This window comes from Olsenella intestinalis (assembly GCF_023276655.1).
Classification (GTDB): domain Bacteria; phylum Actinomycetota; class Coriobacteriia; order Coriobacteriales; family Atopobiaceae; genus Olsenella_J; species Olsenella_J intestinalis.
The window spans coordinates 24,690-47,528 of record NZ_JALGRK010000002.1 but is presented as its reverse complement, the minus strand read 5'-3'; the positions used below and the strand labels follow the sequence as shown (position 1 = coordinate 47,528).

8 protein-coding genes are annotated in these 22,839 nt (G+C 68.0%); all 8 read right to left on the bottom strand.

Annotation, left to right across the window (positions count from 1 at the left end):
• Nucleotides 1–120: 120 nt before the first annotated feature.
• Nucleotides 121–15,471: an InlB B-repeat-containing protein gene (locus M5D76_RS05445; RefSeq protein WP_283102109.1), complete on the bottom strand. Its 15,351-nt coding sequence runs from the start codon at nucleotides 15,469–15,471 to the stop codon at nucleotides 121–123.
• A 278-nt stretch (nucleotides 15,472–15,749) separates the two neighbouring features.
• Nucleotides 15,750–16,457, bottom strand: coding sequence for an ABC transporter ATP-binding protein (locus M5D76_RS05440; protein ID WP_248922389.1), 708 nt, complete (start codon nucleotides 16,455–16,457; stop codon nucleotides 15,750–15,752).
• Nucleotides 16,458–17,306 carry an ABC transporter ATP-binding protein gene (locus M5D76_RS05435; RefSeq protein ID WP_248922388.1) on the bottom strand — a complete coding sequence of 283 codons (849 nt, stop codon included), beginning with the start codon at nucleotides 17,304–17,306 and terminating at the stop codon, nucleotides 16,458–16,460.
• A complete protein-coding gene (locus M5D76_RS05430; protein ID WP_248922387.1) occupies nucleotides 17,299–18,432 on the bottom strand; it encodes a branched-chain amino acid ABC transporter permease in 1,134 nt (377 codons plus the stop codon). Before M5D76_RS05430 ends, M5D76_RS05435 begins: the two co-directional genes overlap by 8 nt.
• Before the next feature lie 9 nt (nucleotides 18,433–18,441).
• Nucleotides 18,442–19,317: a branched-chain amino acid ABC transporter permease gene (locus M5D76_RS05425; RefSeq protein ID WP_248922386.1), complete on the bottom strand. Its 876-nt coding sequence runs from the start codon at nucleotides 19,315–19,317 to the stop codon at nucleotides 18,442–18,444.
• A gap of 92 nt (nucleotides 19,318–19,409) precedes the next feature.
• Nucleotides 19,410–20,603, bottom strand: coding sequence for an ABC transporter substrate-binding protein (locus tag M5D76_RS05420; protein WP_248922385.1), 1,194 nt, complete (start codon nucleotides 20,601–20,603; stop codon nucleotides 19,410–19,412).
• A gap of 141 nt (nucleotides 20,604–20,744) precedes the next feature.
• Nucleotides 20,745–21,224 carry a VanZ family protein gene (locus tag M5D76_RS05415; RefSeq protein ID WP_248922384.1) on the bottom strand — a complete coding sequence of 160 codons (480 nt, stop codon included), beginning with the start codon at nucleotides 21,222–21,224 and terminating at the stop codon, nucleotides 20,745–20,747.
• A gap of 2 nt (nucleotides 21,225–21,226) precedes the next feature.
• Complete coding sequence (locus tag M5D76_RS05410) at nucleotides 21,227–22,690, bottom strand: hypothetical protein (protein ID WP_248922383.1); 1,464 nt, start codon at nucleotides 22,688–22,690, stop codon at nucleotides 21,227–21,229.
• Nucleotides 22,691–22,839: the final 149 nt, after the last annotated feature.

The window sequence follows — 22,839 nt, the reverse complement described above, 5'->3', positions numbered from 1 at the left end:
CTCGCCATATGGGCGAGAAGAGCCTGCACCGCGACCCGAGACAGGGAGGGCCGGCACCCGAGGTGCCGGCCCTCCTTCATCGCATCGCCTGCGTTAGCTTTTCTGCGGCCGGTTACGCGGCTACCCCGCCGCCACCGCCATCCAGCCCACGCCCTCGAAGTGCCAGCCGTTCCTCACGAGCGCGTCGTTCTCGGCCTCGGAGGTCGTGAAGTTGTGGGTGCCGACGGTGGCGTAGGGGTTGTACTGCCGGAGCACCGGCACGTCGCCGCCGGAGTTCCAGCCCACGCCCTCGTAGTTCCAGCCCGCCGCCACGAGCGCGTCGCGCTCGCCGGGCGACGGCGTGTAGTGGTGGTCTCCGGCGTAGGGGTTGTAGAGGCGGTAGACGGGCTCTCCGCCCTCGATGGGCGCCCACCAGCCGACGCCCTCGTAGTTCCAGCCCACGCGGCTCAGGAACTCGCGCTCGCCGGGCGAGCTGGTGTAGAAGTGCTCGCCCGAGTAGGGGTTGTAGAGGCGGAACATCGGGATCGCGTCGGGCCTGTCGGGCACGACCTGGAAGGTGGCCTGCGCCGTGCCCGTCCAGTTGCCGATGCCGGAGATCGTGACCGTCGCCGTGCCTACGCCCACGTTGGACTCGTAGGCGGCCTCGTAGTCGACGCCGGCGGCGAGGGTGCGGCCGAGGGCCGTGACGTCGAGGGCGGGCTCGATCGGCTCGCCGGTCTCAACCTGGTCGGCGATGGGCGCGATGGTCGCCTGCGCGATGTCGGCCGGGGCGATGGCGTAGGTGACCTCGACGGGATCGGCCGGGTCGATCATGGGGTCCTCCCAGACGATGTTGCCGGGATCGAGGAGGCGGACGGTGGCCACGTGCTCGCCGGCGTCCGTGGCACGCTCGCCCTCGGCGACGCAGAGCGTGTCGTCGAGGACGACGCCGAGCTGCGCCTTGCCGTCGAAGGCGAGGCCCGCGAGGGCGGACGGGATGCGCGCCACGGCGGAGTCGATGGTCAGCGTGCCGTCCGCAAGCGTGACCTCGTAGCTGCCCTGGAGCCTCTCGCCGGTGGCGTGGATGACGTAGGTGCCCACGTCCTCGCCGGCGTCGCGCGTCAGCTCGTAGTCGACGGAGTCGGCACCGACGAGCCCGGTCACCGTGGCCGTAAGGACGGGGTCCTCCTGGCCAAAGACCTTCGACTTGTCGTCGGCGGCAACCGTGACGGCGGCACGATCGATGCGCACGGTCGCGTCCGTGGAGGTGCACGTCTTGTAGTTGGGGTTGGTGGCGCGGGCGCGGACGGCGACGTCGCCGTCGGTCGTCGCGGTGAAGGACGGGGCGTCCGTGGACCATGCACCCTCGCCCACCTGGTACTCGACCACGGTGAGGGCGGAGCTGCGGGCGTCGACACCGGTGACGTCGGCCGAGAGCGCGTGGGCGGCGCCGTCGTAGGTCCCCACGTAGCCGGCGAGGCCCACGGCCATGGAGTCGGCCTGGTCGACCGTGAACGGCTGGACGGACGTCGCCGTGCCGTCGTAGTTGCCGCGCCCGGTGGCCTGCACGTAGTAGGTGCCGGCGTCAACGACGTCGGTCGCGGGGTCGATCTTCTGGGCGCCGGCCGCGTCGGCGAAGAAGGCGAGCGTGTAGTCGGTGTCGGCCGAGAGCGGCGGCTGCGTGCCGATGCGCACGCTCACCTGGGGCTGGAGCGCCTCTCCCGTGTAGACAAGGGGCTCGACGGCCACCGTGGCCTCGTCGAAGGTGGCCGGCGCGATCGTGAAGGAGGCGACCTGTTGCCCCGCGTTCCAGTTCGCGCTGCCCGCGACGGTGCCGCGCACGTAGTAGGTGCCGACCGTGGTCGGGGGCGTTGCGCTCGTGCTCGTGGGCGAGAAGGTCGGGGTCGACGAGTAGACGAACGTCGCCTCTCCGAAGGAGGGCGTGCCCACCGCCGAGATGGGGTCGCCGTAGACGGGCCGCGCGGGGCTCACGCCGACCGGCGGGTCCCAGGTGATGTCCGCGGGCACCACGCGGAAGGCGGCCTGGGCGCCCGTGAAGCGGTAGTTGGGCGCGGAGAGGCCGTCGACCTGGGCGCTCACGGCGTAGTCGCCCGCAGGCGAGCCCGCCGTGCACGTGAAGGAGAACGTGGGCTCGCCGGACACGCCCGCGCTCGCGCGGTCCTCGCCCGCCACGAAGCCCTCGAGGTCGTAGCCCTCGCAGGCGGGCTCGGAGCCGTAGGGGGCGCTCGAGGCGTGCGGGCGCACGACGAGCTCTGCGGGGGCGATGGCGGCGGCCGTGGCAATCGTCGTGGCCGTGAGCTCGTAGTTGGCATTGACGGAATTCGCGGCATCGAGCGAGAGGCCCGAGACCGTGACGGGCACGCTCGACCCGGCACCTGGCGCCGAGAACTCCGCCGCAACCGAGCCGGCGTCGAGCGTCGGCGCCTCGCCGGCGACGGTGCCCTCGAAGGTGACGCTCGCAGGATCGGAGACGGCCGCGGTGGTGCCGTCGTAGGTCTTGTCGGCAACCGGGACCGACGTGACCGTGAGCTTCGCCCGGGCGATGTCGACGGGAAGCGTCGTCTCGGCGAAGGCGTAGTTGCGGTTGACGTTGGCCGCGGCCGCGTCGTCCGCGAGGGTAAGGCCGGAGACGGTCGCGACGCGGGCCGTGCCGGCGCCGACGTCCTCGAGCGCCGCGGAGAGCGGTGCCGTGGCGTCGATCGTGACGGGCTGGCCCGCGACGACGCCGGAGGCGATCTGCGGGGTGCCCGTGACCTCGACCACGGTCGTGCCGTCGTAGGCGCGCGGGACCGCGGTGATGCCCGAGACAGTGAGGAGCGCCGGCGTGACCGTGGCCGCGGCCGTGGCCTGGGCTCCGCCCTCCCCTGCCGCGATGCGGTAGTTGGCGTTGGAGGGGTTGCCTGCCGCTAGCGCGACGCCCGTGACGGTGGCCGTGCGCTCTCCGACGTTTGGCGAGTCGAGCGCGGCCTGGGCCGCGGCGGCGTCGAGCGTGGGCGTCTCGCCGGCGACCGCGCCCGAGAGCGCAAGCGTGGCACGATCGAGCTGGGCCGTGGCGTCGGTGGTTGCGTCGTAGGGGCGGGACGCGAGTGCCTGGGCCGAGAGCGTGAGCTCGGCGGGCATGATCTGGTAGGTGCCGGCCTTGTATGACTCGGGCGCCTCGCCCTCGGACTGCGTGGCGTAGTTGCCGACGCCGACCGCCTTCACCCAGTAGGTGCCGGCGGCGACCATGTCGGAGACCTCGACCTGGCGGGTGAGGGCCTCGTCGGCGTAGTACTCGAGGACGTAGTCGCGCCCGGCCACGAGGGTCTTGCCGCCACCGACCGTGACGGTCACGGAGGGCTCCTGCGAGAAGCCGTTGTAGGTGGCCGGAACGGAGGTGACCGACGCATTCTCGATCGTGGCGGGCAGGATGCGGAAGGCGGCCGTGGCCTCCGCGGCCTCCCAGTCGTCGCCCTCCGGGACGGTTGCGCGCACGTACCAGGTGCCCGCAGGTGTGGGCTTCGAGGCGCCGAAGGTGCCATCGGCCGTGCGGCCCCAGGCGTAGCTGATCGTGTCGGCTCCCCAGGTCGCGTTTGCCGTGCCCGAGAAGCTGTCGCCATAGACTGGGTCGACCGGGTCGGTCCCGAGGTCCGTGACCTGGTTGGATGCCCGTGCGATGGTGGCCGTGACCACGTGCGGCGCCGTGGAGCCGTCGGACCAGGAGAGGAGCGAATCGTCGACGCCGAGCACCGCAGCGGAGATCTCGGCCGTCACGGAGTAGTCGCCGGCGTGGGTTGCGACGGCGTTGCCGTACTCGTCGATGCGCTTGCCCTCGTTGTCGCTGCCGGCCGCGGCCGTGATGGAGGTGAGCCTCACGCCGTCGGAGGTCGCGACCACCTGCTGCTCGGAGGCGTTGTAGGCGAGGCCCGAGGCGGCGGCGGGCACGGAGATGCGCCACTTGGCGCTGATCTTGACGTCGGCCGTGCCGCCCGTGTAGGTCGTGGTGCCGGAGCCCGGCGTGAGGGTGCCGACGTCGCCCTCGTCGCCGACCCTCTTGACCGCCCAGCCGTCGAAGGCCCAGCCGCGAGCGCAGGTGGGATCGGGCAGGTCGAGGGTCGCGGCAAAGGCGAGGCTCTTCTCGGCCGCCTGGCCCGGGGCCAGCTCGCCGCCGTTGGCATCGATCGTGACCGCGTAAGTGCGCGGCGTTGCCGTGTACTCGGCGTGGTAGGTGACGGGCGACTTGACGGGCAGGTCAGGGTTGTCGTAGTCGTTTCCGGACTCGTCGGTCCAGCGCGCGAAGGTGTAGGTGTAGTCGCGGCCGGGCGCGCGCGTGGGCATGGCCGCGGGAGCCGCGGCGGTGGAGCCGAAGTAGGCGCGGGTCGTGGCGTGGGTCGCGTCGTCGTTCGTCCAGGTGACCTCGAAGCTGTCGAGCGTGTAGTAGAGGCTCACGACAGTGGAGCCGTCCTCGGCGACGTAGAGGGGATCTGCCTGGGCGGTCGCGTGCGCGGAGTCCGCGTAGGTGGTGAGGTTCGCGTCGAACGTGTGGCCCTCGACGGTGCGCTGGACGTAGGTCGCGTCGTCGCCGGCGAGGCCGGTCGAGTCGTCGGTCGCTGTGGGCGCGGCGGGCCAGACGGGCACGCCCGTGGCGTCGAGCTCCTGCACGTAGTGGTTGACGTGGTAGGCCTTCTTCTCACGGTCGGTCTCCCACTTGGCGTAGAGCGTCGTGTCGGCGATGCAGGGGCAGGCGGCGCCGGCGGCGACGGCCTCGCCCCAGTCGTTGGAGGCAGAGCCGTTCTTGGTCCACCAGCCGGCGAACGTGTAGGTGAAGGTCTGGCCGCCCTTGGTGTAGGTGCGCGTGGGCGCGGTGGGCAGCGACCAGGCGGCCGTGTACTCCTGCACGACGGCCTGGGTGGTGACGCCGCCGGCGAAGGTGCCGCCGTTGGCGTCGAAGGTGACCGTGGGGGTCACGTTGTCGACGCGCAGCGTGAGCTCGCGCGTGCCGGTGAGGCTCCCGACACCCGTGAGGCGCGCGGTGTAGGTGCCGGCGGCGGTGATGCCGTCGACGGCCGTGCCGCCGGAGTCGAGGATCTGGACCGTGAAGTCGGCGAACTCGCCCTCGTAGAGCTGCGGGCCCACCACGGTGCTGTCGATGGTCGCGGAGATGGCAGGCTGGATCTTCTCGCCCGAGAAGGTGTAGACGTAGGCGTCGCCCTGCTTGGTGCCGTCGGCGCTCGCGGAGATCTTGGCGTCGCTGATGGCGCGGGGGTTGATGGTGAGGGTGCCCGGCACGACCGTGACGTCATAGTTGTCGTCGGTCCAGGTGGCGACGAGCGCGCCCTCGTAGGTGCCCGCGTCCTCCTTTACGTCAGAGGCGTAGGCGAGGCCGATTGCGGAGGCGGAGTCGCCCGAGGCGTAGGCTCCCGTGACCGTGCCGGTGATGGTGGGCGTCGCGTCGCCGAAGGTCTTGGCGATGTCGTTCACCGTGACGGTGAGCGGGCGCTTGGAGATGGTGTAGGTGCCGTCCTCGGTCCGCACGTCGTAGTTGGCGTTGGGCGTGTAGCCGATCTTCATCACGTAGGTGCCGACCAGCTGCGACGTGGTGGGCGTGCCCGCGGCGTCCGTGCGGGTGACGGTGGGCGAAAGCGCGGTCCTCGCGATGTCGGACACAGCCTCGGAGCCGGCATCGACGTCGATGGCGAACGTGGGCTCGCCCGCGGCCTTGTCGTACACCTTGCCGGTGTTCTCCGAGGTGGCGCGAAGCGTCACGGGCAGCGGCTCGATCCTAAAGGTGCGGCTCGTGGTGCCGGTGAAGTTGCCGGTGCCCGTGGCCGTGACCGTAGCGTTTCCGGCGTCGGTGTTGTTTGCCCAGGAGAGGGAGTAGTCGCGGCCCTCGTTCACCTGGTCGTCCACGAGGTCGCCCGTGTAGTCGACGAGAAGGGCCGGCGCCGGCTGCTGCGCCTCGCCCGTGTAGGTGAGGGGCGCGACCTCGGCGAGGGCGCCGCCGGAGATGTCGAAGGGCGCGACCGTGACGGTGAGGGTGACGGGATCGGTGGAGCCGCCCTCCCAGCTGTGGTTGGCGTCGGGCGTGGCGACGACCGTGTAGGTGCCGGCGGTCGTGAAGTAGGCGCTGCCGATCTCGGTGCCGTCGAGCCAGTAGACGCCGTAGCCCGTGGCCGCGGCGGGGGCCTCGGTCACCTCGAGGGTGAAGCCCGTGGCGACCGCGACGCCGACCTGGGCGGAGCCGTTGTAGGCAAGGCTTGCGGCCTCGGGCTGGGCAACCTGCGCGCGGCCGATGGAGAAGGCCTTGCGCACGGTGCCGGCGTAGTTGCCGCGGCCCTCGACGACGGCGACGGCGGTGTTGGTTCCGACGTCGACGTTGGACTCGTAGGTGACCGTGTAGTCGGTCCCGTTGGCGAGCGTGCGGTCGCCGTCGCGCACGGTGACGGGCGGCGTGACGGCCGATCCCGTGTAGCCCTGCTCGGCGATGGCGTCGACGTTGGAGTCGGCGAGCGCGAGCTGGCCGATCGCGAAGGGCGCCGTGCCCGTGAGGCCCGCGTAGTCGTCGGTCTCCGCGACCGTGGCGTGAGCGACGTAGGTGCCGACCTCGGTGGGGGCGTCCGCCGAGAAGGGCCCGGCCGCCGTGGCGGCATAGTCCCAGGTGACGGTCGCGCCCTCGAGCGGGAAGCGCGGCGTGGCCGTGGGAGAGAGCGCGGTCCCGTAGGTGACGCTCGCGCAGGCGGGGGCGCTGGTCCAGCTGTTGGTGGCGCGCTCGACGGTGGCGGTGACGACCTTGGGCGCGGTGGTGCCGTCGGCCCAGGTGACGTTGCGGTCGCCGGTGCGCAGCGTGGCCGTCACGTCGTAGGAGCCGGCGTGGGTGGCGAGCGCGCCGGCGTCGGTCGCGGAGGCTCCGTCGGCCTTGGCGGTGGAGCCCGCGGCCGGGGCGATGGCGAGCTCGTAGCCCTCCCCCGCGGCCACGACGACCTGCGCCGTGCCGTCGTAGGTGCGCGTGGTGGCGGCCGGCGCCGCGACCGTCCAGGTGGCGGTCACGACCGAGGCCTCGGTGCCCTGCGTGAGGGTGCTGCTGGAGACGGCGGCGGAGGCGCCGGCGGCCTGCCAGCCCGCGAAGGCGTAGCCGTCGCGCGTGGGCGCGACGAGCGTCTGGGTGCCGCGGTAGGCCAGGTCGGCGTCGCGCTTGTAGGTGCCGTCGTCCTGCCTCGTGAAGCCGTCCTGGGTCCAGGTGCCGCCGTTGGGGTCGACCGTGACGGCGTATGCGGCCTCGCCGTAGGTGACGGAAAGGACGTTGCTCTTCTCGTCCACACCGATGGTGATCGGCGTGGCGGAGACGTCGTCGAAGCCCGCGACGTCGGGCGGCGTGACCGTGACGACGGGCGAGGCGTCCGCCAGGCCCACGGTCGCGCCGAAGGCCGCGGTCGCGGTCGTGGCGGGCGCGAGCGTGGCGCCGGAGCCGTCCTGGTAGGTGACCGTGTAGGCGTAGGTGTCGCGCGTGTAGTAGAGGTCAACGATCGTGCTGCCGTCGAAGCGTGCGGCGCCGGCATCGGTCGTGGCCGGGTTCTCGATCACGGCCTGGGAGAAGGTGAAGCCCTCGGAGGCGGCGGGCGTGACCTCGATCTTTGAGCCCGCGTCGACCACGCCGCTCGTGTAGGTCATCGACGCGTCGGCCTCGTAGGTGGAGAGGTCGGCGTCGAGTGTGACGTTCTGCTTGTAGACCATCACCTGGAACGTGGTGGTCTTGCGGCTGTAGGCGAAGCTCACCGTGAGGGACATGTTCGCCTCGCCCGGCGCGCCGAGCGTGAGGGCGCCGGCGTCGTCGCCCGCGGTGGCCCAGCTGCAGGCGTAGGCCTTGCCGCCGAGGTCGAACGACGTGGCGCCGGGCGTGACCGTGGCGGAGTGCGCCTGCTCGCCGGGCGCCGCGAGGTCGGTGACCGTGACGGAGGAGAGCTCGTAGTTCTCGTCCGCCGGCGCGTAGGCGATGCGCTGGCCCTCGACGGTCGCGAGGCTCTCGGCCGAGGCCGAGGCGGCCGTGGCCTTGGCCTCGGAGCCCACGCCCACCAGGCCGTCGGTGGCCGTGGCCGCGACGAAGGTCGTCTCGACGAGGCGTGCCGTGAAGGTGGCCGTGCCGGTGACCTTGACCGTGGTGTAGTCGGCGACGGTACCGGTGCGGACGGACCCGTCGGGCGCCTCCATGCGATAGGTCCAACCCAGGAAGGTGAGGCTGCCCGCGTTCACGCCGATGCCTGCGGGAACCGCGCCGTCATAGGCGACCTGCGCCGTTCCGCCCGCGTCGAGAATGCCCTCGGTGCCCGTGAGCGTGGCGCCGTGGTCCGCCGAGAAGGTCGCGGCAAAGCTGTCGCGGCTCCACCTGGCGTAGATGGTCGTCTTCCCGCCCGCGATCTTGGGAACGAGCGTCTCCGCGGTGACGCGCTCGCCCCAGTCGGCGCCGGCGGCCTCGCCCTGCGGGTCGGCGGCGCTGGCGCCGTCCTTCGTCCACCAGCCGGCGAAGGTGAAGCCGCCGAGGGTGGGGTCGGTCGCCGGAAGCGCATAGGCGGCGTTCCAGACCTGCTCGAGCTCCATCGAGGAGGCGCCCGCGAAGGAGCCGCCGTGGGCGTCGAAGGTTACCTGGTAGTGCTTGGGCACGACCGTGACGGGAGCGAGCGCCACGCCGGTGAAGTTGCCCGTGCCCGTGAGGGCCACGTTGTAGCTGCCAGGCGCGCTCACGGCCGAGATGGCCGAGCCATCCGCCGTGGCGAGCGCCGCCGTGAAGTCGCGGTCCCCCACGAGCGCCTCGGCCACGTTGTCGCCGTTGTAGTCGAGCGTGGCGGAGGCGACGGCAATGTTTGCGGGAAGCGTCAGGTCGTCGCCCTCGAAGTCGTAGGTAGCGCTTGCGCTGTTGAGCGTGACGGTGGCGCGCGAGATGTCGGCGGGCACGATCTTGAACGTGGTGGTGGCCGCGCCCGTGAAGTCGCCGGCGGCCGTCGCGGTGGCCGTGGCCTGCGCGGCATTGGTCACGTCCACGTTGGTCGACCAGGAGCTGTCAAAGTCTGCAGCCGGCAGCGTGTAGGTGCCGGCGCCGCTCACGAGCGAGACCGTGAGAGCGGGCTGAAGCGCGGCGCCCGTGTAGGTCTGGTCGGAAATCTCTGCGAACGTGACCTCGCAGCCCTCGCCGGGCTCGGCCAGGGAGCGCTTGGCGATCGAGAAGGTCGCGCTCTGCTCGCCCTGCGTGTTGCCATAGGCGACGTTGCTCGTGGGCAGGGCCGTCACCGTGACGGTGGGAGCGTCCGCGGCGGACTTGTCGGCCGCGTGGACGTTGTTGGACCAGGCGAGCGTGTAGTCGACGCCCTCCTGGAGCGTGACGGTCTCCCCCGCCACCTGGAAGGTCACGGTGGGCTTGGGGCGCTGCTCGAAGCCCGTGAACGTCACGTCGGAAACGCCGATCTGCGCCTCGCCGACGCTCAGGCGGTCGATGGTCGCGTCGATCACCTTGTCGGACGTGGTGCCGTCGTCCCAGGTGGCGCCCGCGGCCTTGGCCTCTTCGGAGAGGGCGACCGTGATCGCGTAGGTGCCCGCATCGGTGGCGTAGGCCTTGCCCGCGTCGACGCCGTCCTCATAGACGCCGTACCCCGACGTGGACGTGGTGGCGCCCGAAGGCGCGACCGAGACGATGGTGTGGCCGGGCGCGACCCCCATGATGGTCTGTCGCGTCGAGTTGTACGTGAGCGAGCCTATGGCCTCGGGCGGCGTCACGGTCCACGTCGCGCTCGCCGTCGCGGCACCCGAGCCCATCTTGAGCTCGCGCGGGTTGCCGGACGCGGCCACCGTCGTGCCCACGGCGGTGCCGGCGGCGTCTGCGACCTTCCAGCCGTTGAAGTTGTATCCCGTGCGCGTGGGGCTCGGCAGCGACACCGTGGAGTCGAACGGGATCGACGCCTTGCGCCAGACGCCCGCCGGCCCCGACACCTGTGTGAAGCCCTCGGGTGCCGTCCAGGCGCCGTCGGCCCCGTTGAGGTCGAGCGTGGCGGTGTAGGAGAGCTTGTTCCAGACCGCGTAGAGCGTGATCACGTCTCCGTCCACGCGCGTGAGGCGATTCACCGTGGCACCGGCGCCGAAGCCCGGGTCGGGCTGCGTCGCGTTCTTCATGACCGACCAGCCGAGAAGTTCGTAGCCATCGCGGTAGATGCCGTTCTTGCTCCAGACGGGCAGCACGATGTCGCTGGTGAAGCCATGCGACTCGGAGTTGTTGTAGCCGTACTCCTTAGCGTTGACCGAACCCGAGCCGCCGTTTGCGTCAAGCGTGAGGACGTAGGAGTTCGGCTTCCACTGCAGGTAGAGATCGAGCTTCTCGTCGGCCTTCGGCTCGTTGGTGGCCGAGAAGGACTGGCCGAAGTCGAACTTGGTGCCGGATCCGTCGGGCTTGGTGTTCCACGAGACCGGCTTGAAGCCCGGGTTCACCCACAGGGCGTTCGCCGTCATGGCGTAGGAGCCGGTCATCTCGTGGATCGGCGAGCTCACCGTGGAGGTGGCGTCGATGCCCTCCCCGTTGAGGTGGTAGATGACCTCGTAGGAGTTGTACCTCGAGAGGGGCGTGAGGTAGCCGTCCTGCTTGAGGGTCTTGGCCTTCGCGTAGGTCCTGTCAATGGTCCCATCGAACGCCTTGGTCGCGGTGGTCGAAGAGCTGAAGTACGTACCCTTGAGCTTGTTGCAGCCCTTGAACATCTGCGTCGAGGCAGACGCCGTCAGCCCACTGAAGCTGGACGACGTATCCGCACAGAGGATCGTTTGAAGCGCATTGCACGTGTCAAACATGTTCTCGGCACTGGTGACGTGAGAGAAGTCGAATCCCGAAAGGTCAAGCTGAGTGAGGTAGGCACACTCGCGGAACATGCCAGACGTGTTCTGAACCGCCGTACATTTGACGCCGGTCATGTTGATCGACTTGATGGTGGAGTAGCCGCTCGCACCCATGCTCGCGTTGCAGTACCCACGGAACATGTTGTTGGTATCGGTGACGTTCGTGAGGTTCCAGCCCGAGATGTTGATCGTCTCGACGCCCTGCGCAAGGAAGAATGTCGCCTTCATTCTTTCCGCCGAACTCGTATCAAGCATGGAGAGGTCAAGGTTCTTGAACTTGTTGAAGGCACCGAAGGTAAGGTCCCAGTTGACGGCGCGCGACGTGTCGAAGTAGTCAAGGTGCTCGAACTCCTCGAGGTTCCTGAACTGGTCGAAGTAGTAGGAGATGTCGCGAACCTGGACGTCCTTGAAGCTCACGTCGAAGACGACCTTCTTGCAGTTGCCCTGAAGCATCGTCCAGAGGTCCTTCGTGTTGTTGTCACTGGGGTCACGGTGTCCCTCGATCCAGGGTACGGTCAGGCTTGTATGACCCAGGTATCCGGAGTTCATCTCGACGTAATCGATGTCCTGGGCCTTCTTCCCGTCGCCGATCCAGCCCTTGTTCTTGCCCGCGACCATGGACGGGTCCTTGGTGAAGGTCATGACCTGCTTGCCACGATTGCCGTTTTCATCCGTGAAGACGACGTAGTAGTTCTCGTCCTTGCCGTACTGGGCATAGAGGGTGGTGTTCCCAGTCTGGGAGTTGGCGACGTTGGGCGACACGCGGATGCCGTCAACGGGCTTGGTGTACCAGCCCGAGAAGTAATACCCACTCTGGGGTGTGGGGGCGTTCGGGACCACATAGTTGTCACCGAACCGCTCGCTCTTCGAAAGCTGGGTATTGGAGAGCTTGGTGAATCCGTCGGTCGCCGTGATCGAGCTGCCTCCGTTTTCGGTATTCGCATCGAAGGTGATGGTGTAGCTCTTGGGACCCGACCACACGGCATACAGCGTGAGGGTGTCGTCGCTGACGTAGGAGAGCTTGGTGGCCTCGGCTCCCTTCGTCCAGGTCGGCGTCGTTGCCGTGGGCGTGAGCGCCCAGCCCGCAAGGTCGTAGCCATCGCGCTCGAAGCCCTCGCTCGGCATCGTGACCTTACCCGTCTCATAGGCAATATCCGTGACGTCCGGAGCGCTTCCGGTACCGCCGTTGGCGTCAAACTTCACGTTGTAGGTGTTCGATTCCCACTGCATGTACAGATCGAGCGTCGAGTTCGCTGCAGGCTCTGTCTCAGCGCTGAACGATTCGCCGAGTGCGAACGAGGCGCCCGAGCCGTCGGGGGCAGTGTTCCATCCGGTCGCATGGAAGCCCTCGCGCGCCCAGAGCGCGCCCGCGACGGATGCGTACTTGCCGATGGCAGACTGAACCATCGCCGTGGTCGTCGTGGTGGTGTCAATGGCCTCGCCATCATTGATGTGGTACGTCACGCCGTAGGAGCTGAACTTGGTGGCAGGCGTGAGGTAGCCGTCGTTCTTGGTGGTGCACGCCTTCGAGTAGGTGGTGGTGATCTGCGCGGAGTCGAAGGGGCGCCTGCCGGAGATGGCACCGGTCGAGCTGTAGCACTTGCCAACGAGGCTCGTGCATCCCTTGTACATGTCCGCACTTGACGCACCCTGCATGTTGGTCCCGTCGGCGCAGATGATGGTCTGGAGCTTCGAGCATCCGCTGAACATGCTTCCCGCGTCAGTCACGCCAGAAAGGTTGAAGCCCGAGAGGTCGACCATCGTAAGCTGCGTGCAGTTCATGAACATCTGGAACGTGTTTGTGACCTTGGAGGCCTTGACACCCGTCATGTTGAGATCAGTCATCTTGGAGCAGTCCCTGAACATGTCGGTGCAATCCGTCGCGCTCTCCAAATTCCAACCCGAGATGTTGATGCTCGTAGCGCTGTTGTTCCAGAACACGCGCTTCACATCCTTTGCCGCGCTTGTGTCGAAGCTCGAAAAGTCAATCGACTTGAGAGAGGTCATCACGGCAAAGGCGAACTCGAAGTTCTCGGTGCGCGAGGTGTTCAGGTACTCGGGGTTCTCGAAGGTTGTAACTGCCCTGAATTGGTCGAACCAGAGGCTCAAGCTCTTTGGCGTGACGTCCTTGAAGCTCTGGTCGAACGAGACCGTGCGAATGTTCTTGATCATCGTCTTGGTGTTATAGGTGCCAGTGTCCTGCGAGCCGTTCTCCTTCCACCAAGGCACCGTCTTGTTCCAGTTAGCGCCTTCGAGAACGTAGTCCACACCTGCATTGGCCACGAAGTAGTCAATCTCCTGAACGTTCGTATTGTTGATATGGCCATCGCGAGAGAGGATGAACGAATTGCTCTTGAGGCCCGCGACCATGGCTGGGTCGGCAGTGAAGGTCATCTTGTCGCGAAGGCCATCGCCATCGGTGTCGTCAACGAGGACATAGTAATCTTGCGCCTTGCCGTACTGCGCGTACATGGTGGTGTCCTGCGTGATCTGTACCGTGGTGGACGAGGACAGGCGCGTGCCGCCCACGGGAGCGGTGTACCAGCCGCTGAAGTAGTAGCCGCTCTGGGGCGTGGGGTTGCTCGACGGCAGCGTGTAGGTGCCGTCATAGGTCGCATTGTTCGTCTGCGACCACGACGCGGGACCGCCGTTTGCATGGTTGCCGTCGAAGGTGACCTGGTAGGTGTTGGCGCGCCACACGGCATAGGCGTGAAGCTCGTCTCCGTCGATGTCCGTAAGCTTCGTGCAGACCTGGCCCGGGGTCCACGTCTGGGTCGAGACAGAGGGCGAGAGGGCCCAGCCGAGCAGCGTGTAGCCGTCGCGGTGGATGACGTCCTCGCCGGGCATGGTGACGGTGCCGCCGTCGTAGGCGACGCCGGTCTGCGCGGGGGCCTCGCCCGTGCCGCCGTTCGCGTCGAAGGTGATGCTGTAGGCATTGGGCTTCCACTGCAGGTACAGCTCGAGGTTCTCGGTGAGGTCCGCGGTCATCTGCTGGCCGAACTCGTAGCTCGTGCCCGTTCCGTCGGCCCTGGTGTTCCAGGAGGTCGCCTTGAAGCCGGTGCGGGGCCAGAGGGGGTTGGCGATAGTGGGATACGTGCGCGAGAGCGCGTGGATGGCCGTGGTCGCGCTCGACGAGAGCTCGAGGCCGTCGGCGTTGTAGTGGTAGGTGATGGTGTGCGAGGTGTTCTCGTCGGCGGGCGTGAAGTAGCCTTCCTGCGAGGTCGTGCGCGTCTTGGCGTAGGTCTTGCCCGTATCGTTCTTGTTCTTGAAGTACGTGGTATAGCGCGTGCCGTTGGAGGCAATGGCGAGGCCGTAGAGGTTGTTGCATCCCTTGAAGGTGTTGGTGCAGTTAGCGCTTGCAAGCGACGCGCCCTTCGCGGTGATGATGGTCTCGAGCGAGGAGCAGCCATTGAACATGCTCGTGGCGTCGGTGACCTTGCTGAAGTCGAAGCCGGAGAGGTCGATCACCTTGATCTTGTCGCAGCACCAGAACATCTGGCGCAGGTTGGTGGCGGCGGTGCACTTGACGCCCGACATGTTGATGGACTCGATGGGCGGGTGGACCGCGTCGTAGCCGCGGAACATGTCGGCCGCGTTGGTGACGCCCGTCATGTTCCAGCCGGAGATGTTGATGGACTTGGTACCCGACTGGATGAAGAAGGTCGCGTACATGGTCTCGGCAGCGGACGTGTCGAGCATGGAGAGGTCGAGGTCGGTGTACTTGTTGAACGCACCGAAGGTAAGCGAGAAGTCACGTGAGCGAGAGGTGTCGAAGTACTCGAGGTTCTCGAAGCGCTCGAGGTTGATGAACTGGTCGAACCAGAGCGCGACGCTGACCGGCTGTGCGCTCTTGAAGCTCACGTCAAAACGCACGGTAGAGGCCTTGTTGACCTCGCTCCAGCCCGTCTTGATCCAAGGCGGGTACATGGACGAGTTGGAGCTGTAGGCGGTCCCGGTGTTGCCGACCCAGTAGTCGATGTCAGACGCGGAGAGGCCCGAGACGGCGGCCTCGCTCTTGTTGTAGTACTTGCCGTCGTTCTTGACGTGGATGTTCAGGCCGGCAAGCGCGGTCCTGTCGGTGGTAAAGGTGAGAAGCTCGCGGGTTCCGTCGCCGTCCTCGTCGGAGGGAATCAGGTAGAACTCCTGGCCGGTTCCGTACTGGGCATAGAGCGTCGTGGGCGAGGTGGCCTCGACGGTCTGTGGCGCGTTCACGCGCACGCCTCCCTCGGCGGCGGTGTACCAGCCGCTGAAGTACTTGCCGCTGGCAGGCGTGGGGTTGGACGGGAAGCGCCAGGTGGAACCCACGGTCTCGCTGATCGTCTGGATCGTGGAACCGTTGGAGTTCTTGAACGTGACGCTGATGGTCGACGCCTGCGGGTCGAGCGCACGCGAGAGGTCGCCGGCGTCACAGGCGACGCCCAGCGACTCGACGCTCCCCTGCCCCGAGTACGCCTCGTCAAGGGGCTCTAAGGGGGCGCCGCCCGCCAAAGGGTCGTCATAGGCATAGGGCGCGGTGAAGGCGCCAAGCGCGAACGCGGTGCCCGCAACGAGAACGGCCGCAAAGACGCCCATGGCGAGAAGAGCCAGGAGCTTCCTGCTGAGGCGAGGCCTGATGGTCTTACCCATGCTGCCCTCCACTGTCGTAACCAACCAAGCGCACCCGCGCGGGCGAATGCACATAATTACCCGTATTTTCTAAATATTACGTGCTAGGGGGTGTTATCGGGGCCTGCAGGCAGGGGCTTGTCAGTTGACGGGTCTCATTTTCTCGGCGGCTGACGGAGCGGACGAGAGAAACAGAAAGAATGCAAGCGAAATGCCCGCACAACCTCGGTAATTCCGTGGTTGCGCGGGCAGCGTCATGCAATGTGAGAAGCAAGTGTCGAGCGCGGGAGCGGAGAGGCCTAGCCTCCGAGATAGGCCTTCCTGACGTCGTCGTCGTGGAGGAGCTCTTTGCCCGAGCCGCTCTTGACGGTGCGGCCGACCTCGAGGACGTAGCCGCGGTCGGCGATCGAGAGCGCCATCGAGGCGTTCTGCTCGACGAGCAGGATCGTGGTCCCCTGCCGGTTGAGCTCCTTGATGATGTCGAAGATCTCCTGGACGAGGATCGGCGCGAGGCCCATGGACGGCTCGTCGAGCATGAGCAGGTCAGGCTTGCTCATGAGCGCGCGGCCCATGGCCAGCATCTGCTGCTCGCCTCCGCTCATGGTTCCGGCGAACTGGCCGACGCGCTCCCTCAGGCGCGGGAAGCGCTCGTAGACGACCTTGATCGTCTCGGCGTTCTCCGCATCGGTGCGGGTGTAGCCGCCCATGTCGAGGTTCTCGGCGACGCTCATGCGCGTGAAGACGCGGCGCCCCTCGGGGCAGAGCGCCAGGCCCTTCTCGACGATCTTATGGGGACGGACGCCGACGATGCTCTCGCCCGAGAGCTCGATCGAACCGCTGTCGGGCTTGATGAGACCCGCGATGGTGTTGAGGGTCGTGGACTTGCCGGCGCCGTTCGCGCCGATGAGCGTGACGATCTCGCCGCGCTCGATGTCGAACGAGATGCCGCGGACGGCCTTGATCGCGCCGTAGGAGACGTGCAGGTCGCGGACGGAGAGGAGCGCCACTTAGATCACCTCCTGCTTGCCCAGGTAGGCCTCGATGACCTGAGGGTCGTTCTGGATCTGGTCGGGCGTGCCCTTCGCGATGATGCGGCCGTAGTCGAGCACGCCGACGACCTCGCAGATGCCCATGACGAGGCCCATGTCGTGCTCGATGAGCAGGATCGCGATCTGGAACTCGTCGCGGATCTTCTGGATGTTCTCCATCAGCTCCTCGGTCTCGTTCGGGTTCATGCCCGCTGCGGGCTCGTCGAGCAGGAGCACCTTGGGCTCGGTCGCGAGCGCACGCAGGATCTCGAGGCGGCGCTGGGCGCCGTAGGGCAGGTTGCCGGCCTCGGTGTTGGCGAAGCGCTGCATGTCGAAGATGCCGAGGAGGTCCATCGCGCGGTCGCGGAACTCCCTCTCGCGGCGCCAGTGCGCAGGCAGGCGCAGCAGGTCGGTCGCAAGCGAGGTGCCCATCTGGTTGCCGAAGCCGACGAGGATGTTGTCGACGACCGACATCTTGTCGAAGAGGCGGATGTTCTGGAAGGTGCGGGCGATGCCCATCTTGTTGACCTGGACCATGCTCATGCCCGCGGTGTCGTAGCCGTCGACGAGGATGGTGCCGCGCGTGGGCTTGTAGACGTTGGTCAGCAGGTTGAAGATCGTGGTCTTGCCGGCGCCGTTGGGGCCGATCAGGCCGGAGATCTCGGTCTTGCCCATGGCGATGTTGAAGTCGTCCACGGCGGTGAGGCCGCCGAAGTCGATGCCGAGGTGCTTGGCCTCGAGCACGGGGATCTGGCCGAGGTCGCGCTCGGGGATCAGGTTGGGGGTCTCCATCTGGACGAGGACGGACCTCTCGTGCTTATTAGGCATTGGCATCGGCCTCCTTGTCCGCCTTCTTGCGGGCCCAGGGGAGCTCGCCGTTCATGAGGTGCTCGATCACGTTGCCGAGCGAGAAGTCGTAGCGTCCCATGAGGCCCTGCGGGCGGAAGATCATGGTGAGGATGAGCACGACGGCGTAGGCGATCATGCGGTAGTCGGCGAAGGCGCGCAGGGCCTCGGGCAGGATCGTGAGGACCGTGGCCGAGACGACCGAGCCGAGCATGGAGCCCATGCCGCCGAGGACGACCATGACCAGGATCTCGATCGACTTCATGAAGCCGAAGCGCGCGGGCGCCATGACGCCGATGCAGCCCGCGTAGAGGGCCCCTGCGACGCCGGCGAAGAACGCCGAGACGACGAAGGCGAAGGTCTTGTAGTAGGTGGTGTTGACGCCCGTGGCCTCGGCGGCGATCTCGTTGTCGCGGATGGCCAGGATCGCGCGGCCGTGGCGCGACTTCATCATCGTGTGGATGAGGAAGAGCGAGATGGCGACAACGGCGAAGACGTTGAGGAACGACGTGTAGGGCGGGATGCCGATGAGGCCCTTGGCGCCGCCGGTGAGCTCGAAGCCCACGACCGTGTCGATGTTGAGCATGACGACGCGGATGATCTCGGCGAAGCCGAGCGTGATGATGGCGAGGTAGTCGCCCTTGAGGCGCAGCGCCGGGATGCCGATCACGAGGCCCGAGAGCGCCGCGCAGAGGCCGCCGAAGACGACGCCGACCACGAACAGCAGGCCGCAGACGGGCGTGCCGTTGATGAAGTCCTGCGACGTCACGCCGATCGCCTCGGAGACGCGGATGATGAAGATCGCGCAGGAGTAGCCGCCGATCGACATGAAGCCGGCGTGGCCGAGCGGGAGCTGGCCGAGGTAGCCGGTCGCGATGTTGAGCGAGACGGCCATGATGATGTAGATGCCGACCTGCTGCAGGACGAAGCCCTGGTAGCGCGAGATCGCGCCACCGGAGACCATGAGGTCGCCGATCACGAGGAACGCGACGACCAGGATCGTGTTGATGACGTAGCGCGCGGGCGTCGAAAGGGTGCGCCTGGCGCGCGTGGCGGTGGCACCCTCCGGTCGGGCGCCGGCCACGTTCGTGCTCTTCTCGTTAGCCATGGTCGCCTCCTAGACCTTCTCGTTCATGGTGCGGCCGAGGATGCCCGTGGGCCTCACGATGAGGACGATGATGAGCAGGGCGAAGACGACGGCGTCCTTCCAGACGGAGAGGCCGATCGCCGAGACGAGGACCTCGGCGAAGCCCACGAGCAGGCCGCCGATGACCGCGCCGGGGATCGAGCCGATGCCGCCGAGGACCGCGGCCACGAAGGCCTTGGTGCCGAGCATGATGCCCATGGTGGGCGTGGCCTGGGCGTACGCCATGCTGTAGAGGATCGCGCCGATGCCGGCGAGCGCGGAGCCGACGGCGAAGGTGAACGAGATCGTCGTGTTGACGTTGATGCCCATCAGGCGGGCGGCGCCCATGTCCTCGGAGACGGCGCGCATGGCGCGGCCGAGCTTGGTCCTCTGGACGAGGAAGGTGAGGACGGCCGTGGAGACGGCAGTCACGACGATGGTGATGACGGCGATGACCGAGACGTGCGCGTCGCCGACGACGATGTTGGGCGCGTCGACGAAGGCCGGCACGACCTTGGCGTCGGCGCCGAAGACGAGCTGGGCGCCGTTCTCGAGGAAGTACGAGACGCCGATCGCCGTGATGAGGATCGAGAGCCTGGGGGCGTTGCGCAGGGGCGCGTAGGCCACCTTGTCGATCAGCACGCCGAGCAGCGCGCAGCCGCCGATGGAGAGGACGACGGCAATCGCCGGGTGAAGCCCCAGGCTCGCCATCGCGACCCAGGAGATGTACGCGCCGACCATGATGATGTCGCCGTGCGCGAAGTTGAGCAGCAGGATGATGCCGTAGACCATCGTGTAGCCCAAAGCGACGAGCGCGTAGATGCTGCCCAGCTGCAAACCGTTGAGCACCTGCGTCAGAAACGTCAAGGCAAACACTTCCCTTCGGGTTCGAAGGCTGACAATGCGGCCCGGCCGAGGCGGCCGGGCGGTGCGGGCGTAGCGCCCGCGCGGACGAGGGGCTAGGAGGAGATCGTGTCGAAGATCTTCTCGACGCCGTTCTCGAAGGTGATGATGAGGGTGGACTTGACCGGGTCGCCCGTGCCCTCGAAGGAGATGGCGCCCGTGACGCCCTCGACGTGGCCGGTCGCGATCGCGTCGATGATGCCGGCGCGGTAGGCCTCGGTCTCGCTGGGCCTGGCACCGCCCTCCTCCACCCTGCGGATGGCGTCGAACATGATCATCGCGGCGTCGTAGCCGAGCGCGCAGAAGTTGGTGGGCTGCTCGTGGAACTCGTCGTTGAAGGCGCGGATGAAGTCCTGGACGTTGGCCGCGTCGTTTGCCGAGACGAAGGAGGAGTCGTAGAAGCAGCCCTCGAGGTCGGCCGCGCTCGCGTACTCCTGCTCGCCGCCGACGATGTTGGCCCAGCCGTCGGCGCCGAGGAAGGCACCCTTGAAGCCGAGCTCGCGGGCCTGGGTGACGATCTTGCCGTCGTCCTGGTAGTAGTTGGGCGATAGGATCGCGTCGGGCTTGGTCGCGATGATGGAGGTGAGCTGGGCCTTGAAGTCGACGTCGCCGGCCGCGTAGCCCTCCTGGCGCGAGATCTGGATGCCCTTCTCCTGCGCGCGGCGGACGAAGGCGTCGTTGACGCCGACCTCGTAGTCGCCACCGGAGTTGTAGATGGTGCCTACGACCTTGTAGCCCTGCTTGGCCGCGAAGTCGGCCATGACGCGGCCCTGGAAGGGGTCGGTGATGCAGGTGCGGAAGGTGTTGTGCCCGTACTTGATGAGGTCGGGCGCCGTCGCGGAGCCCGAGACGAGCGGCATGTTGTCGCGCAGCGACGCCTGGGCGACCGCGATCGAGGGCGTGGAGGTGACGTCGCCGATGATGGCAACGACGCCGTCCTCCATCATCTTGTAGTAGACGTTGACGGCCTCGGTCGCGTCGCCCTTCTCGTCCTGTATGTCGAGCTCGATGCGCTTGCCGTTGATGCCGCCGGCCGCGTTGAGCTGCTTGACGAAGAGCTCGACGCCGCTGCGGACGGCCAGGCCGTACTGGGCGACCTCGCCGGAGTACGGGCCCATGACGCCGACCTTGATCACGTTTTCGTCCACCTTGGGGCGTGCGCAGCCCGCGAGGATGGAGGGGGCGAGGGCCGCCGCGCACGAGGCGCCGGAGAGCCTGAGGAAGTCTCGCCTTGAGATGGTATGTGCCATTGCTTCCGCCTTTTGAGTGAGGTGCGCGGGCCGTGCCCGCCGTGGTGTGAACACTGTAGGCGGACGCGGCCCCGCAGGCGGGGCTGCCGGGGCAAGGTTATTGGTTCTGTAACGTGGGGGCGCCCTGGGGCCGCGCGGCCGCTAGCGCGCGGGGCTGCGGCGGGCGGAGGCGGCGCGGGCGACGGCGAGCGCGACGAGGGTGCCGAGAAGGACGCCCGAGAGGTCGATGAGGACGTCGGTGGGCTGGCCGGATCGGCCGGGCACGAAGCGCTGGATGCACTCGTCGACGACGGGCGCGAGGACGGGCCAGAGGACGCTTGCGACGACCGCCGCGCGAGGCGCCGCCACGTGGTTGAGGCGAGCGCGGAGAAGGCCCGTGAGCAGGCCGAGGAGAGCGTACTCGCTGAAGTGCGCGAGCTTGCGGACGACATGGCCCATGAGGTTGACGTCGCGGACGCCGAGCGCCTCGAAGAGCGGGCGCGCGAGGCTGACGACGAAGGAGCTCTCTGCACCCGAGACGGGGCCACTCATGAGCGAGTGGCCCCAGATGACGGCCGTCCATGCGATGGAGAGGACGAGCAGGAGCGTGAGCCGGGAGTCGCGGCCGGCCTTGTCCTGCACGCCTAGGCCTCCTTAGCGGACAGCGGCATTGCCATGTGGCGCGGGCGATACTCGACGGTCGCCTTGTCGGAGGCGTGACGGTTGGCGCCGCGACGCCTGAGGGGCGAGGTGCCGGTGAGGGCCTGCGAGCCGCCCTCGATGACGCGCAGGTAGTCACGGGAGGACTTGCGCGCTGCCTTGGACTGGTTCTGGGCGAACTCGTCGCCGATGAGGTAGTCGACGTAGGTCGAGGTGTCGACGACCTCGGGGTGGCCGGCGGGGGTCCTGAAGGGGATGAAGCCGGTCGGGCCCTCGAGGGTGTCGGGGTCGTCGATCGTGTCTGCCCCGCCGACGACGTCGGCGAAGACGGGCGCGGAGCCGTACTGCGCGATCTTCTCGCCCATGGCCTTGAGGGCGGTCTCCCAGTCGTCGGAGGCGTCGAGGTCGTCGATCGTGCGGTGCTCGGGATAGGAGCACTGGTCGACCGTGGCGACCGCGTGGGCGATGCTGATGGAGCGGTCGTTGGCGGCGCGGCGGGCGGCCTCGGCCTCGCGCTCGGCCTGGATGGCGGCGGCGTCCGGGGTCGCAGCGGCGTCCTGCGAGATGTCGTCCATCCAGCCGGGGACCGTGAGGTCGGAGAGGTCCGCCGAGACGTCGCTCTTCTGGTCGCTCAGGTCGCCGACGAGGCGGACGGAGTCGCCCAGGCGGGCGTTCCACCAGCTGGTTCCCACGTCGCCGACCGTGCCGTCGGCGCGCTCGATGATGGGCAGGCCCTCGAAGCGGTCTCCGCCGAGGCGGTCGGCGAGGATGTCGGCCACGCCGCGGGCGCGGGCGGCCATGCGCTCCTTGAGGGTCTGGCGACGGACGTAGTTCTCGGCGACCTGCGTGTAGTCGGTGGCGACGTGCGCGGGGCCGGAGCTTGCGGGGCGCGCGGGCGCGGCCTCGGGGGCCGGCGCGGCGGTTGCGGCGGGCGCGGCCTCGGGGGCCGGTTCGGGCTGCTGCGAGGCGACCGGAAGGACGTCGATGGCGCCGGTGTTGCGCCAGTCGTCGGCGGCGCGCCGGGCGGCTGCGGCTGCGGCGACGGAGGGCGCCGCCTTGCCGTGGCGCGGCTCGGGGGAAGGCGCCGCGCTCTTCTCGGCATGGGAGGGCGCGACGTGAGACGGTGCGGGAAGGCCGGCCGCGGAGGTTTCGACAGGCTCGTCGTCGAGGGTCAGCGGGGCCTCGGCCGCGGGGGCCATGACCTCGGGGAAGTCGAAGTAGGCCTCGGTGTCGCGCTCGCGGGAGCGAACGGCGTGCGCGATGATCGCGACGGTGCCCGTGAGGGCGGCTCCCGTGACGGCGCCGAGGGCGAAGGGAACGAGGGGCGTGTCGAGCAGCGAGGAATCCTGGGCCCTCTCGCCGGCGGCGAGAGCGATGGCGGGCGTGCAGGCGACGACTGCGCCGAGCAGGCCAGCGACGATTGCCGGGTTGTTCTTGTGCTGTGTCATGCGGCCTCTCCTCCGTATGCGTCCCACGCGCTGGGCGACGGAAGACAGGAATGGTGCATCAGATATGCCCGAGGGGGCGATCATGAGTACAACGGCCTGCTTCGTGTTAGGTGTGTTTACCGTCGTCTGGCGCTTGAGACTTGGCCTCA